The sequence below is a fragment of the Neopoerus faecalis genome (assembly GCF_029218125.1).
GTDB lineage: Bacteria > Bacillota > Clostridia > Oscillospirales > Oscillospiraceae > Oscillibacter > Oscillibacter faecalis_A.
Map to the genome: position 1 here is coordinate 17,727 of NZ_JARFXX010000014.1, position 15,274 is coordinate 33,000.

Consider the following 15,274-nt stretch of genomic DNA (forward strand, 5'->3'; position numbering starts at 1 on the left):
TGATGAAAAAGGTAAATATTCTTATTATCGGTGGCGGCAGCGCCGGCATGGCCGCAGCCGCAGCAGCTTATGAACAAGGCGAACGCGATATTCTGATTCTTGAACGTTCAGATCGCTTGGGCGGTATTCTCTGCCAATGTATCCACAATGGATTCGGGCTTCACCGGTACAAAGAAGAACTGACAGGGCCTGAATATGCGCGCAGGAATATTGATGTAATTGACAAAGATCAGATCGATTACATGCTCCATACGTTCGTTTTGGATATCACGCCAGAGAAGATTATTACGGCTGTCAACCCGGACGAAGGTCTGTTTCATATTCAGGCAAAGTCTATCGTGTTAGCTATGGGGTGTCGGGAGCGCTCCAGAGGAGCACTTATGATTCCCGGAACCCGCCCTGCCGGTGTTATTACAGCAGGCAGCGCACAACGCTATTTAAATATTGAAGGGTATCTTCCCGGCAAGAAGGTTGTAATTCTTGGTTCTGGTGATATCGGTCTCATCATGGCCCGACAATTTGTCATGGAGGGGATTGAAGTCAAGGAAGTTGTTGAATTAATGCCCTTCTCCAGCGGTCTGACGCGGAATATTTCCCAATGTTTAAATGATTTCAATATTCCTTTGAGTTTTTCCAGCACAGTTATTGAAATCAAAGGCCACAGCCGGGTGTCCAGTGTTGTTGTGGCAAAGGTAGGCCCGGACCGTAGACCTATCCCCGGGACAGAGCGGGAAATTGAGTGTGACACATTATTGATTTCTGCAGGGCTGATCCCCGAAAACGAGCTCAGCAAGGCAGCCGGTGTTCAGTTGACTCCTTCTACCAAAGGTGCTGTTGTAGACGAAAATCTACAGACCTCTGTTCCCGGCATTTTTGCTTGCGGCAACGTGCTGCATGTTCATGATTTGGTGGATAATGTCAGCGCCGAGAGTGAACGGGTGGGCCGCAATGCGGCGCATTACGTTGCAGGTCAGTTGAACGATAGTGCCTTTGATCGTTGCATCCCCGTAAAGGAGGGCAGCGGTGTGGGAGGGCTGGTTCCTCAGTATGTTACTCGGAACCATACGGAAGAACCTCTGAAGTTAATGTTCCGTCCCCGTAAGATTTATCGAAATGCAACTGCTTGTGTTTACGCAGACGAGACCTGTGTTGCAAAGAAGGCTGCAATGGTATTCACCCCTGGAGAAATGTGTGAAATATCATTGAACCATCAGACTGTTGAGCAGGCAGAAATTATCACAGTACAAATGGAAGAGGACACTCAATAACTCACAGAAGGGGTCATATAGCATGGAAATTAAGCAATTTATTTGCATCAATTGCCCGCTGGGTTGCCATTTGTCAGTTGAAATGAAGAATGGCAAGGCAGTCAGTGTATCTGGAAATACCTGCGCGCGTGGCAAGACTTATGGTTTGCAAGAAGCCGTTGCACCTCAAAGGGTTTTGACTTGCTTAATGCGGGCGTCAAACAGGGAAAAGCCTTTTAGCATAAAAACAGACCGACCTATACCAAAAGAGTTGCTGTTTCAGTGCGCAAACGAAATTTATCAAGTACGTCCTGAAGCCCCCATTTACATGGGTGATGTCGTAATCCATAACTTATGTGGAACCGGTGCAGATGTGCTGGCCACGCAAGATTTGGTATAGTTCTACATTTTTCATTAAGTAGATGAAGGAGCGTGGTAATTGGCAGAAGTTGGAATGGATATAGTCTTTAAGCAGGACCTACTTTCAGACGATGAAAAGGAGAGAAAAAAATGAAGAAAAAACTGATGGCAATGATCCTGGCGGCAGCAATGGTCGTGAGCATGAGCGCGTGCGGAGGGAGCAAGGATGCGGACAGCAGCGGCGACAGCAGTAATGCAGCGCCCGGTGACAGCAGCAGCTTTACCCCAATTACGCTGAAAATGGGCAATCAGCACAGCAGTGACTCCGTAGCCAATAAGCTGGATCAGGAGATGTGCGACCGAATCAAGGAAGCCACAGAGGGGCGTGTAACAGTGGAGCTGTACTCCGACAGCGCTCTGGGCGACTATACCAACGTGTTTGACGAGTTGATGCTCGGCTCCGTGGATGTGGCGCATATCTCTCCCGTGGAATCTTATGACGCCCGCGTCTCTGCAACCATGCTGCCGTACTTGGCATTTGACTATGATACGCTGCTGGAAGTGTATTCCGAAGGTTCCTTCCTCCGCTCTGAACTGACCGACGCGCTGAGCGGGCTGGGCATTCATCTGGGCGGTATTTTCTGTGAGGGCTTTAACGGCATCGGCACCATGCAGGAGTTGAGCGACGCCGGTACTCCCGGTGCAGAAAAGGGCTGCGTGATCCGTTCCCCGATGATGGACGTGTATAGTCTGGAGCTGATCGACCTGGGTTTCCGCGTGTCCTCTATGCCTTATTCTGACACCTACACTGCTATGCAGACCGGTGTTGTGGCCGGTCTGGCAGGTTGCACCTCTCAGATGAACTATCTGGCATTCCGCGATATTATCAAGTGCTTCTATGACTATCGCTATATCCAGGAAGCAACCATGATCATGTTCAGCCAGAAGACCTGGGGCAAGCTGCTGCCTGAGGATCAGGAGGCCATTACGCAGATCGTGAATGACATTTGCGCAGAGGCCGCTGTCCAGGCTGAAACCGTGTGCAACGATTATATGGACAAGCTGACGGCAGAGGGCATCCAGGTTGTGACCTTCAGCGATGAGGAGCTGGCTGCATTCCAGGAAAGCTCTCGTACCAATGTGTGGCCCCAGTTGGCGAAGAACTATCCCGACGGCTGGCTGGACCAGGTTCAGGAAAGCCTGAAGTAAGAGCAAGAAAGAGAACGTTTCTTTTAAGCAGCAATTCCGCTGCCGTATGGAAAGCCCGTGCGGCAGCGGAACGCCAGAACAGAGGAGGAGATATAGGAACATGAAAGTGCTGAAGAAAATAGACGGGGCGCTGGAATGGATCCAGGACTGGATCCTGGTTATTACCGGTACCGCGGTGGGATTGATGATCCTTGTAAATGCGTTGTTCCGAATCATTAAGGTGGATTGGTTTGGTTCTGAAGAGCTGACGCTGTTTGTGGCGTTCTGGCTGTATTTTATGGGCGCTGCGTGCGCTTCCCGCGATGACACGCATATCAGCGCAGATATGGTGTCTCTGTTTACGGCAAATCCGAAGATCCGCGCAATTATCGATGTAATTAAGAATACGATCGGCACTGCCATGAGTGCCGTGTTTACGGTATGGTGTTTCAAGTATGTGAGCTGGCAGGCTCAGTTGGGAGCAAAGTCCTCTGTATATAAGCTGCCGGTAATCATTGCAACGATCCCCATTCTCATTTGCTTTGCTCTGTGGGCGCTGTATCTGATCCGTGACCTGGTAAAAGCACTCAGCGTGCTTGTCGGTAAGGACAACAGTGCTGAAATTGAAAAAGGAGGCGAATGATTATGTTGGTAGTACCTGCATTGCTGGCGCTGATCGTCATTATGGTCATCGGCGTCCCTGTACCCCTGGCGTTCCTGGTTTCTTCCGTAATCATCTGTGTAGGCAGCGGAACAGATCCGCAGATGCTGTTGGTGAACGGTTACAACAAGATCAACACGATTCTGCTGCTGACAATCCCTCTGTTCGTGTTAGCGGGATCTCTGATCAATAATGGCGGCTTGGGTGAGAAGCTGGTTGGCGCCGTTGAGAAGTCGAAGCTTGGCAAATCCAAGACCGGTCTTGGTACGGTAACCGTGGTTGCCTGCGCGGTATTTGGCGCAGTATCCGGCTCCTCCTCCGCGACAGTGTCCTGCATTGGCGCAATCATGGCACCCCGGCTGCGTCAGGCAGGCTATCCGGATGGTCTGATCGGTGCGCTGATCGCCTCCTCTGGTGTTCTGGGTATTCTGATCCCGCCCTCCATGCTGATGATTCTGTTTGCCTGGGCTGCGAACGTGTCCGTTTTGGGTTGCTTTATCGCGACGGTGATTCCCGGTATTTTGCTGGTATGCCTGCTGAGCATTACGCAGGGGTTCCTCTACAAGAAGGGAATTGGCGGGTCTCGCGCAGTGAGCTTCACGGACAACATTATTGAGGATGCAAAGCAGAAGGAAGCTTTGAAGGCCGAGGCGGAAGCTGCCAAGAGCCTGAAGAAGGGGAAGAAGCACGGTGAGAGCGCAATTCCCGCGCTGCTGATGCCTGTGATCATTCTGGGCAGCATCTATACCGGTTGGCTGACCGCGACGGAAGCGGCGGCACTGTCTGTTCTGTATGCAATTCCTATCGGCGTTCTGTATTACAAGAAGCTGGACTGGAAGACCTATAAGGTAGCGATGATTGATGCCGGCAAAACTGCTGGTGTGATTATGGCAATGACTCTGACGGTGCAGATTCTGAGCCGGCTTTACATGACGGAGAATCTGCCGGATCTGCTGCTGGGCTTCCTGACTTCCATCTCCAGCAACAAGTATGTGATCCTGCTGATGATCAACCTGTTCATGGTGGTCATGGGTATGCTGATGGACGACTGCTCCAACACGATCCTGCTGACGCCGATTCTGCTGCCGATCATGCAGGCGCTGGGTGTGAGCACCCTGCATTTTGCGGCTATTCTTGGCGTGAATATCGGCATGGGCAACATTACGCCTCCGACGGCGCCCTTGCTGTACTTATCCGGCCGTATCACCGGTTCTCAGGTGAAGAATATGCTGAAGCCCACGCTCATTCTGATTGTCTGCGCATGGCTCCCTACTCTGATTATTACCACATATTGGCAGGGCTTTGCTGAATTCCTTCCCAAGCTCTTGGGTTATCTTTAAGCTCCTTTCTGGAGGACTATATTATGAGAGAGTATAATACGATTTTTAACCACGCACTGGCACCTATTACGCCGGGGCCGTCCAGTTCCAACACCTGCGGCCCTGTGCGGATCGGGTTAATATGCCAGCAATTGCTGGGGGAAATTCCAGCAAAGGCTGTTGTAGAGTATTATTCCAAGGGTGCCTTTACAACAACGCTTTATGGTATGAAAAGCGACGTTGCATTTATCAACGGTCTGTTAGGCAAAGAGCAGAATAACCCCGAGTTTAACGCCGCATACACAATTGCCAAAGAAGTCGGAATGGATGTCTCCTTTGCTGAAGTCGATGATCTGACAGTGGGCGGCATGGAAACCGTGCGGATTCGCATGACAGATCAGAGTGGTTTTGAAATGGTTGTCATTGGAGAGTCCATTGGCGGAGGCGCCTTCAAGATTCACTACATTGATGACTGTCCCATGGATATTCACGGTACCAATTACGAGTTGGTTGTGTTCTTGAAAAAAGCATCTCAATCTGCTGCGGAGGAACTGGCGAAAAAAATAGCACCACAGGTAGAAAGCCTGAATGACATTTGTTGTGTAACCGGGAAAGCCTACTCCATTATCAATATCAAGGCTGGAAAAGAGTTCTCCAAGGAATTGAAAGTTTCTCTTACAGCTATGAGCGAGGTAGCACGACTCCGGTCTGTAGCGCCGATTCATCCCATCGTGACTGATATTTCCAGAACAGCACCGTTTGACTCTCCTGATTCCATGATTGCCTACTGTGAAGAGCATCATTGCTCTGCTGCACAGGCAGCCATTGATTATGAGATGGCTGTCAGTGGTTGGAGTGAGGAGCACGTCCGGGAATACGGTAATATGCTGCTATCCATTATGCGCGAATCTCGGGCAGGCGGTTTCAATTCCAATCTAAAATTTGACGGCATTGTGACAGCTAAAGCTGCTTCCATGAAAGACAAAATCGGTGCAGGTGCCATGCCTTCATTGGGTGTACTGAATGCGGCAATTCCCAGCGCATTGGGGATTATGGAGCACAGCAATGCAACGGGGAAGATCGTTTGCGTGCCTACCGGCGGTTCCTCCGGCATTGTACCAGGCTTGCTGCTGTCCGCTGCAGATTATATGGATGTCTCTGAGGATGCACTGTATCAATCTCTTATGACTGCCGGAATCATCGGCGTGCTGATGATGGTTGATGGAAATGAGTTTTCCGGTGGTGCGCATGGCTGTCAGGCTGAAGTTGCCTGTGGTACAGCCATGGCCGCCGCTGGTCTCGTTCAGATGATGGGCGGGACAGCGAAGGAAGCCTGCGATGCTGCTGCCATGAGCCTCCAGTGTTTTCTGGGTTTGATTTGCGATCCGGTAGCTGGTTTGGTACAGGTCCCCTGTTTGGCCAGAAATATTGCCGGCGTTTCGGTTGCGGCATCCTGCGCCGAAGCTGTCTGTGCTGGCTTTGATGTGGTGATTCCTCTGGATGAGATGACCCGCATTATGGTCCGTGTTGGCGGTGAAATATCTGATCATCTTGGCCTTTGCTGCAACGGCTGCTGCCTGACACCTACCGGTAAACGGTTGACAGCTGATTACGAGAAGACCTGCAAATGCAAATAAGACCAACCCTGCGTAATTCTATATGAAACAGGAGTATGCACTATGCTAAAGTTGACAGAATACGAGCAGGAGATGCTCGACGGAAAGTTTGGGCGCTATAAGCAGGTTGCAATGGAGCATATCGTGGAGTTTGCAAATGTTATGGACGCAGAAGAACTGGTTGAAATTTCTAAAGTTCACATCTGTGCCCCTGTGGCTCCATTGGAGTATGGACAATCTGATGATTTTGATGAAAGTTTCCGCCGGACTTATCTTTGGACAAAGGAGCCTTTGAAGTTTGAGGGCTATTCTCACGACGTTTATGTACAGACCGATGGTGGAGCTGTGGATCAATATGATCCCAAGCCTATGTATCTGCCGGAGTCTCTGTATGAGAAAAATCATGCGTGGGAACGCATCTTTGCCCAAGGCGGTGTCAGCATCGTGGGATCCTGTACACCATACCTTAATGGGTGGCTTCCCATGCGGGGCGAGACCTTTATGACCACGGAATCCAGCAATGTGTTGTTTTCTAATTCCGTATTTGGCGCCTGTGGTAATGCCAATGGTACAGCTGCCTGTGCTTGGGCCGCCATTACAGGCCGCGGCCCCAAATGTGGCATGCATATCCCTGAGAACCGTTTGGCTACCGTAGAAGTTAAGGTTGAATGCCGCTGCGAGACGCCTCGCGATTGGGATATCATGGGATATTCACTGGGAAGGAAAATCATCCAGCATAATAATGCTGTACCTGTGGTGACGGGTTCTTTCCGCAAGCCGGACATCATTCGTCTCAAGAGGATGTTCTCCGCCATTGCAACGACCAGCGGCCTTGAAATGTGTCATATTGAGGGCGTTACGCCGGAAGCTCCTTCTAAGGACATTGCTCTGGGCGGTAAGAAAGATTATCCCGTTATCCATATCACCCAGGAAGATTACGATGCTTCTGAAGCAATGCTGTGTGATGAAGGTTGTGGTCCTGTTCAACTGATTTCTGTAGGGTGCCCCCATTATTCTCTTGAGGAGATCCGCAATGCAGCTGACTATATCCGGGGTAAGACAGTTCACGAGGGCGTGCGGTTGATTTTCTGGACCAGCAGCTCGATCCGCGAGGCAGCTCGTCTATCCGGATATCTGGAGGCCATTGAGCAGGCCGGAGCACATATTGGCACCAACGGCTGTCCTTTGGTACAAGGGTTTGAATGTTATCGAGGTGTAACCGGTATGGCAGTAGATGCCGCTAAGCAGGCACACTACAATCGCTCTTGGCTCAAGGGTGGAAAAATGTATTACGGAACCATGGAACAGTGCGTAGATGCCGCTGTTTCCGGTATATGGGAGGGAAAGTAATATGGGCAAGACCATCGTATTGAAGGGGCGCCCCGCTTATCCCGGTATTGCCGAGGGCGAAGCTATGTGTTGTCCTAACAGCATTCAGGGCTGGGCCGGTGTAGAAGGAAGAACCGGCAAAATTATTGAGAAAGGTCACGTTCATGAGGGGGAGAGCTTTGATGGTAAGATCTTGGTAATTCCCACCAGTAAAGGCTCCTGCGGTTGGTCCGGTCTTTTTCAGGGGCCTATGGATCTCTCTGGTATCCGGCCCGCCGGCTGGGTCGTTAAATATGCAGATTCTAAAGTGGGGGTCGCAGCAGTTCTGGTAGGCAGTCCCATGGTAGCTGATTTTGAAGAGGATATCTTTCAGTATATTCAGGACGGTGATCATGTGGTGGTCAATGGCAATGCCGGCACAGTGACAATTACAAAGCCGGATTGACCCCTGTGCTCCTATGATATAATAGAGCAATCTGTTGTTTTCTATCTAAAAATCATAAAAAGGATGTATAAAATGAGCAAAAAGGAACCAGTGATTCTTCCTGGAGATGCAGCTCCTGCCCTGTATTCCCCAGCTGTCCGGATTGAGCATACGCTTTATGTATCCGGTCAGGTAGGCGAGGACACCCAGGGATGTGTACCTGATGGAATCGAAGCACAGACCGCACTTGCCATCGAAAATGCTGCAAAGCTGATTGAAGCTGCCGGTGCAACGCTGAAGGACGTTTTAATGTGCAGGTGCTTTCTGCAAAAGAAAGAGGATTTTGCTGGCATGAACGCAGCATACAGCCGGTATTTCGGCGGCGAAAAAAATATCGCTCCCGCCCGGTATACAGTCATAGCACCACCAGTGGATGAAAAGTACTTGGTTGAGATTGCTATGATCGTTGCGCTGTAATATTCGGCAAAGCGACATATATGAACGCAATTCTCCTTGTAAACAGCATTTTTTTCTTGTTCGCAGTGTTGGGCGCAGTTGATTATCTGTTGGGGAATCGCTTTGGCATAGGAAGTCAATTTGAACGCGGCATCTGTTGTACGGGTAAGTTGATCATTGCTATGACCGGTTTTATGAGCCTTGCTCCTATTTTAGGCCGATTTCTAACACCGCTGGTATCCCCATTTTTCACAGCACTGACTGCTGACCCTTCCGCATTTGCTGCAATGCTGTTGGCTAACGACTCCGGCGGCGCATCTTTAGCCGCTCAAATGGCACTGGATCCAGCTGCTGGCGCGTTTAATGGTTATATTGTTGCCTCCATGTTAGGCGGTGCAGTCATGTGCAGTATTCCTATGACCATGTTGAGCGTACATGAAGGAAATATGCCTGCCGCAGTTTATGGACTTATTATCGGCATTTTTTCTGTTCCGTTCGGTTGTATTATTGGAGGTCTGACCGCCGGGTATCGAATATCATTAATGCTGCATAATCTGATACCCGCAGTTATGCTCTCTACACTGCTGTTTCTTGCTCTGTTATTTTTTAAGCAGCGCGTTGTCCGCCCCTTTCAGATGTTCGGAAATTTCTTGGTTGCTGTAAGTTTAACAGGTCTGCTGCTGACCATGGCCAGAGAACTGTTGGGTGTGACTCCCTTCCCGGATCTGACGCCTTTTTCTGAAGTGATCAGTGTAATCGGGAATATTGCATTGGTGTTAAGCGGTGTGTTTCCTCTGATGGCAGTGCTCATGCGTTTGCTGAAACATCCAATTGCAGCAATTGCGCAAAAACTACAGTTAAAAGAATACGATCTGAGTGGATTGCTGACTACCTCTGTAAATCTGTTTCCATTATTTGATATGCTGAACGATATGACCCCCAGAGGTGTTTTGCTGAATACAGCCTTTGTGGTCGGTGCTAACTGCATGTTTGGCGATCATTTTGCGTTTACTCTTCAAATGAGACCAGATCTGGTATTTTCTGTAATGTTGGCAAAAGGCGCAGCAGGGCTTCTATCGTTGATCGTTGCACTGGCACTGGCACCAGTACTTTTAAAAAATCAGCAGCATCGTTGAACCTCAAACATTTTGCATCACTATACAAAGGAGTATAATTATGGAATCTAAAATTATCATTATGCTGACCCATAACGACCAGACCGTAAAGAATGCCCTGGAAGTCTTTGATAGCTGCAAGGATCTTCCGGTTGATTTCTGGGGCTTTAAAGATGTAGGCCTGGAGCATGACAAGATGGCCGAACTCATCAAGGCTATGAAAGCTGCTGGCAAAACTACATTCCTGGAAGTCGTTACTTACTCTGAAGAAGAGTGCATGGCCGGTGCTAAAACGGCTGTGGAAATGGGCTTTGACTACTTGATGGGTACGATCTTCTTTGACAGCGTATATGCTTATCTCCAGGAACATCAGGTTAAGTATCTGCCTTTCTGCGGCACTGTTACCGGAAGCCCCAGTGTCCTTACCGGCAGCTTTGAAGAAATCATTGCCAATGCCCAGTCAATGATTGATAAGGGTGTTTACGGTATCGATCTGCTTGCTTTCCGCCATGCACAGGGGGCTGAACTGGCAGAAGCATACTGCAAGGCAATTTCTGCTCCTGTAGTCATCGCCGGCAGCATCAACAGCCGTGAACGGATTGATTTCATCAACCGTATCAACCCTTGGGCTTTCACTATGGGTTCTGCGCTGTTTACTGAGAATTTCGCCCCCGGTGCCGGTGTTCGCAAGAATCTGGAGGAAGTTGTCGCCTATATGGACAGCATTCATTGATTGTCAGGTAAAAATATAGGTATATTCTTAGTAAATTGTGGGATGGGCAGCAAAAATAATATTTGCTGCCCATTTCTGCGGAGGGTATCATGGCAGAACTAATACTCGGAATTGACATCGGAACCACATCGCTTAAAACGGCAGTTTTTGATTACACAGGGCAAAAGATTTCCTCGGCTATTATGGAATATTCTCTGCTGACACCAGAGCTGAATGTAGTAGAAGCCCCCTGCGATATCTATATGGAATCGATTCGAGCCTGTCTATCAGCCATGAAGAATGCCGGTGGGCTTCATCTACAGGATATTACTACCATTGGATTTTCTGTCCAGAGCGAAACCATGCTTTTTTTGGACGAAAAAGCACACCCTTTGCGCAATGCCATTGTATGGATGGATAACCGTGCTGGGGAACAGGCAGCAGAGTTAAAAGAGCGCTTTGGCGACGAGCTTTGCTATCAGGTGACGGGACAGGTGAGTTTTGAGGCCTGTTGGCCTGCTGCGAAAATTCTGTGGGTTCGTGAACATGAACCGGAGATCTTTGCTAGCATCCGGCACATTCTTCTGCTTGAAGATTATATGCTGTATCTTCTCACCGGCCGTTTTGTCTCTGAATGTTCCTTATTAAGCTCGACTGAATACTGGGATATCCGGACAAAGAAATACTGGCCGGAAATGCTGGAATTTCTTGGTGTAGATGAGAAATGGCTGCCCAAAATTATTGAGCCTGGCCAATTGGTAGGCCGCATTTTACCTGAGATGGCAGAGGAACTGGGTCTTTCTCCGGATGTTAAAATCAGTTCCGGCTGTATGGATCAAGTTGCTGCGGCTGTTGGTGTCGGCAATATATACCCCGGGATTTTCTCTGAGAACATCGGCGCTTCCTTGGCTATCTGTGCGCCTACAGAGCATTTGACTTATGATCCCAAAAGACAAATGCCCGTACATTATTTTGCAATGCCCAACACGTATATGATGCATACCTTTACCACAGGGGGCATGTGTTTCCGCTGGTTTCGGGATAACTTTTGTCAGAATGAGATCGGTATACAGACCGCAACCGGAATGGATTCCTACTATCTGATGGACCTCGAAGCCGCACAGGTTCCTCCGGGTTCGGATAATCTGATTGCTTTGCCGCACCTGCAGGGTTCCATGGCTCCGGATGTGAACTTGAATGCCAAAGGCGTTTTCTATGGTGCCACACTCAAACACACAAAGGGCCACTTCATCCGTAGTATTATGGAGAGTTTAGGTTATATTATCTGCCGTAATCTGGAAAGCATCCGTGATATGGGGCTGAACATCCAACAGATCCGTACGATGGGCGGCGGTTCCAAGTCAGATCTGTGGAATCAGATCAAAGCAGATGTTACTGGTCAAACATTGCGGATCACCGGCTGTTCTCAGGATGCGGCCTGTCTGGGTGCAGTTATTCTGGCTGGTGTTGCAACTGGGCGGTACGAAAGCGTGGAAACGGCAGTAGAGTCTATGGTGCAGGTAGAAAAAACGTTTGAACCGAATCAGGAAAATCATGAGATTTATCTGCGGCAATATCAAAAATATAAGACGCTTTTTTCGGCCCTGTCCGATCTCTTTGATCTTGACGCAGAAATTCAGTAGTTAATATGTAACAGGAGATAATGTTTATGCGGACACCAATGGATGCATTGACACAAGGCGTGTATTTGGTCGGCGTTAGTGCCGATGGCATTTGCAATTTCATGACAGCGGCATGGGTAACGCAGATTTCATCCAAAGCAATTCTGGTCGCAATCGGAAAAAGCCATTATACAGCGGAGCTCATAGAGAAAGCAAAGCATTTTTCTCTCAGTGTACTGAAAACAGATCAGTGTGATTTAGCCAAGCAATGCGGTACTGTATCCGGCCGCAAAGCTGATAAAGTGAGCGGCCTTGCGATCGTCAATTCGCCAGATGGAGACCCCATGCTTCAGGATGCCGCTGCACACTTCGCCTGTCATGTGCTGCGTATGGACACAGTATTGGACCATGTACTGATTTGCGGTGAGGTTGTAGACGCAAGGCTGTTAGGCGGAACACCACTGCAATACCATTCATGGGAGTTTTTCGGGTAAACGCACCGTTCTCACATGAGGATCCTGCTATAGTACGCCTTCCAAACGATTCGTTTTCCTTTAAAAACTGAATAATAAAGCATCCAAAGTTAAAACAGCAGTATCAAATAAGAACTGCTTACGCTGCCAAACGGGCTTGCTGTCTGCGAGTAATTAGACAGCAAGCTCGTTTGTTTCTGTGGAATGCTTTGTAAGCGTCAAACCTGACCACGCATAGGTAAGCGTCAAATGAGCGCAAAGTAAGCGTTGTTATTCCCTTATAGATGCCGTGCGCATTGCCGATGCCAATGGCCAGCGCATCACAATCCACCACTGAGATGAAGCGCTTCATCTCATCCAAATCCACCAAATTTGTGTTGTTATGAGCAATACCGTCTTCTACGCCGGAAATGGCACCTAATTCACACTCCACAGACACACCCACAGCGTGAGCGGCGCGTACCACCGCCTGACTTTCCCGAACATTTTCCTCAAACGGATGATGGGAACCGTCATACATGACAGAAGTAAAACCGGCCCTCAGGCAAGTGATGACCCGGTCGTAGCTGATGCCGTGGTCCAGATGCATGACCACCGGCACTCTGCCGCTCTCCGCAATCCGCCGCACGACATCCGGTAGATGCCGCAGCCCGCCGGCGTTGATGGCTCCCTGCCCGATTGTCAGAATGACCGGGCAGTTCTCGACCTCGGCAGCCTCCATGATTGCCTCCGGGATTTCGATATTGTCGATGTTGAAGCCGTGGATCGCGGTATTGGTCCGCTCGGCAATTTCCAGGACTTCCTTTAATGTAACCAAAGACATATGTTCATTCCTCCATCTTTTGCAAGGTTTCTTCCAGTGTCGGCTCTGCTGCCAAACCGCCCAATCCCTGACAGGTCAGGCCGGAAAAGGCATTGCAAAACCGTAGTGTCCGGTCCAGATCCCACTTCTGTGTCAGGCAGTACAAAAAGGCGCCATGGAAATTGTCCCCGGCCCCGGTAGTGTCGAGAACAGATATCTTTGCAGGAGGCGCATAATGGAACGTATTGTGCGCATAGGCGACAGAGCCTTTGTCACCCATGGTAACACAACTGATGCGTACACCCTTCTCTGCATAATAGCGGCAGGCATCCTCCGGCGAGCATCCCAGCGTTTTCAATACGGTCTTGTCATCCGGGATAAATACATCCACATAAGGCAGCATCCGGTCTGTGGCCTCCCGGGAAAGATTTCCTCCGTCCACAGAAATGAGAGCATCGGTGTGTTCTTTGCAATAAACAGCCAGTTCCGCACAGAAATGCTCCTCTAAGCCCCCGAGATGAATCATGTTTGCATCAGCAAGAGCCTGTTTATCCAGCATATCTAATGTTAGATGCCGAATACAGCCGCCAAAATGGGTGATACATCGTTTGCTGTTCGATTCAACTTGAATTGCGCTGAATGGGGAGTTTGTCCCGGGTACGCAAAGCAGTGACGCATAGGGAAGGTTTCTGGCCATGATGTTTTTTGTAATAAAGTCCGTGACATCAGAAGGGACTCCGACCGCCGTAATTAGGCCCGCGCTGCCGCCCAGCTTTTGAAATGCGGAAGCGGCAACAGAAGCAACGCCTCCGCAGGTGTGAACCACTGCCGAAGCGGCAATGCGTTGATCGGAGGCTGGCGGCGCATCCACCAGCAGAAGTGTATCCTTCGTTGAGGAACCGATAAAAAGGCAATCCAGCATTTTGCAACTTCCTCCCTAAAAATCTAACATCAATCTAACATTTAAGCTCATTTTCCGCAACCTGCTTTTCCTTCACAATTCTACGATTTCCGTTAAACATTATCCGATATCTGAAAGGCAACATGGTAGCAGTGAGTGGAAACCACCGATAGAGATGTGGTCGATGTGTGGCAAATCATGCTCACCACATAATCAATAGCGTGCTTACTGGATCACGCAGCCCAGTGGGGCCGCGACGCCTTGGAACAGCAGCGCACATAAGCGCATCGCTATTCCAAAGGCTCTTTGTGTTCTTCGAGAGCACCCCGGGCCAAGACCCAAAAGCGGCAAAGTGCGCCGTTCTGATACCCGGCCCGGGGATGTTTGTGAACGTGCGGAACGCTCCGAGGGTAGTGATACCACCCCCCCATCCGAAACGCCCCTATTTCGGCGTGTGAGACGTTGTGTGCGATTCTTTGAGCGAAGCCGAGGGTGTACTCGCTTTTACCCGCGAAAGCGAACATGGGCCGTTTGTGAGCGAAGTTGAAAAACACGACGAGAGGTGGTCTGAGAGAGCTGTTGCTGATAGTGGGGGTTCACAGAGAACCGGGAAATGTATGAATATAAAAGCATGGCGGAATCAATGGTTACAAATGCTCACCACGTAACCAATAGCGCACTCACTGGATCACGCAGCCCAGCGGGGCCGCGTCACCGGAGAAAGCGGACACACGCCATTGGCGTGCATCCGTTTTCTCCGGTTGTTCTTTCGGTGGCGATTTTACCAGCAGCTCAAGACCGTGCTGTGGCCGGGGGAGGGAAGGCCCCCGTTTCGCCGTGTGAGCCGCTGTGTGCGATCCTGTTGGCAAAGGCGAGTGTGTACCCGATTTCACCTGTGAAAGCAAACGTGGGGCGTTTGTGAGAGAAGTTGAAAATCGGGATGAGAAGTGGTTGGGGACAGCGTTGTGACGGTAACTTTTTGGTGATATTTGCGGGAACGGTTTTGGACGAAAAACCGAACTTTACAGGAGGGTTTTTCGAGCGGTGAG

General features: G+C 49.7%; 15 protein-coding genes. 13 read left to right on the forward strand and 2 right to left on the reverse strand.

Annotated features, from left to right (window positions below; translation table 11 throughout):
• Positions 1-2: 2 nt before the first annotated feature.
• The 13 genes from PY311_RS11885 (at position 3) to PY311_RS11945 (ending at position 12,543) form a co-directional block, all read left to right on the forward strand.
• Positions 3-1,268 (forward strand): NAD(P)/FAD-dependent oxidoreductase, encoded by a 1,266-nt coding sequence (locus PY311_RS11885; protein WP_286148928.1) that lies wholly within the window; start codon positions 3-5, stop codon positions 1,266-1,268.
• Positions 1,269-1,290: 22 nt separating this feature from the next.
• Complete coding sequence (locus tag PY311_RS11890; RefSeq protein WP_286148914.1) at positions 1,291-1,647, forward strand: DUF1667 domain-containing protein; 357 nt, start codon at positions 1,291-1,293, stop codon at positions 1,645-1,647.
• Positions 1,648-1,757: 110 nt separating this feature from the next.
• The gene (gene dctP / locus PY311_RS11895; protein ID WP_286148915.1) at positions 1,758-2,816 is read left to right on the forward strand and encodes a TRAP transporter substrate-binding protein DctP; all 1,059 of its coding nucleotides are present in this window, start codon (positions 1,758-1,760) and stop codon (positions 2,814-2,816) included.
• A gap of 100 nt (positions 2,817-2,916) precedes the next feature.
• Entirely contained in the window at positions 2,917-3,438 is a 522-nt protein-coding gene (locus PY311_RS11900; protein WP_286148916.1) for a TRAP transporter small permease, read from the forward strand.
• A gap of 2 nt (positions 3,439-3,440) precedes the next feature.
• The gene (locus tag PY311_RS11905) at positions 3,441-4,796 is read left to right on the forward strand and encodes a TRAP transporter large permease (protein WP_286148917.1); all 1,356 of its coding nucleotides are present in this window, start codon (positions 3,441-3,443) and stop codon (positions 4,794-4,796) included.
• Positions 4,797-4,819: 23 nt separating this feature from the next.
• Entirely contained in the window at positions 4,820-6,412 is a 1,593-nt protein-coding gene (locus PY311_RS11910) for an L-serine ammonia-lyase, iron-sulfur-dependent, subunit alpha (RefSeq protein ID WP_286148918.1), read from the forward strand.
• 42 nt (positions 6,413-6,454) lie between these two features.
• Positions 6,455-7,741 (forward strand): aconitase X, encoded by a 1,287-nt coding sequence (locus PY311_RS11915; protein ID WP_286148919.1) that lies wholly within the window; start codon positions 6,455-6,457, stop codon positions 7,739-7,741.
• A 1-nt stretch (position 7,742) separates the two neighbouring features.
• A complete protein-coding gene (locus tag PY311_RS11920) occupies positions 7,743-8,165 on the forward strand; it encodes an aconitase X swivel domain-containing protein (RefSeq protein ID WP_286148920.1) in 423 nt (140 codons plus the stop codon).
• 72 nt (positions 8,166-8,237) lie between these two features.
• Complete coding sequence (locus PY311_RS11925; RefSeq protein WP_286148921.1) at positions 8,238-8,621, forward strand: RidA family protein; 384 nt, start codon at positions 8,238-8,240, stop codon at positions 8,619-8,621.
• 20 nt (positions 8,622-8,641) lie between these two features.
• Positions 8,642-9,736 (forward strand): ethanolamine utilization protein EutH, encoded by a 1,095-nt coding sequence (gene eutH, locus PY311_RS11930; RefSeq protein ID WP_286148922.1) that lies wholly within the window; start codon positions 8,642-8,644, stop codon positions 9,734-9,736.
• Positions 9,737-9,776: 40 nt separating this feature from the next.
• Positions 9,777-10,448 (forward strand): hypothetical protein, encoded by a 672-nt coding sequence (locus tag PY311_RS11935; protein ID WP_286148923.1) that lies wholly within the window; start codon positions 9,777-9,779, stop codon positions 10,446-10,448.
• Positions 10,449-10,537: 89 nt separating this feature from the next.
• Positions 10,538-12,070: a xylulokinase gene (locus tag PY311_RS11940; RefSeq protein WP_286148924.1), complete on the forward strand. Its 1,533-nt coding sequence runs from the start codon at positions 10,538-10,540 to the stop codon at positions 12,068-12,070.
• Positions 12,071-12,096: 26 nt separating this feature from the next.
• Positions 12,097-12,543, forward strand: coding sequence for a flavin reductase family protein (locus tag PY311_RS11945; protein ID WP_286148925.1), 447 nt, complete (start codon positions 12,097-12,099; stop codon positions 12,541-12,543).
• 118 nt (positions 12,544-12,661) lie between these two features.
• Here PY311_RS11945 and PY311_RS11950 read toward each other — a convergent pair whose 3' ends face one another.
• Together PY311_RS11950 and PY311_RS11955 are read right to left on the reverse strand one after the other, a co-directional pair.
• Entirely contained in the window at positions 12,662-13,345 is a 684-nt protein-coding gene (locus PY311_RS11950) for a class II fructose-bisphosphate aldolase (protein ID WP_286148926.1), read from the reverse strand.
• A 4-nt stretch (positions 13,346-13,349) separates the two neighbouring features.
• Positions 13,350-14,246, reverse strand: coding sequence for a carbohydrate kinase family protein (locus PY311_RS11955; RefSeq protein WP_286148927.1), 897 nt, complete (start codon positions 14,244-14,246; stop codon positions 13,350-13,352).
• Positions 14,247-15,274: the final 1,028 nt, after the last annotated feature.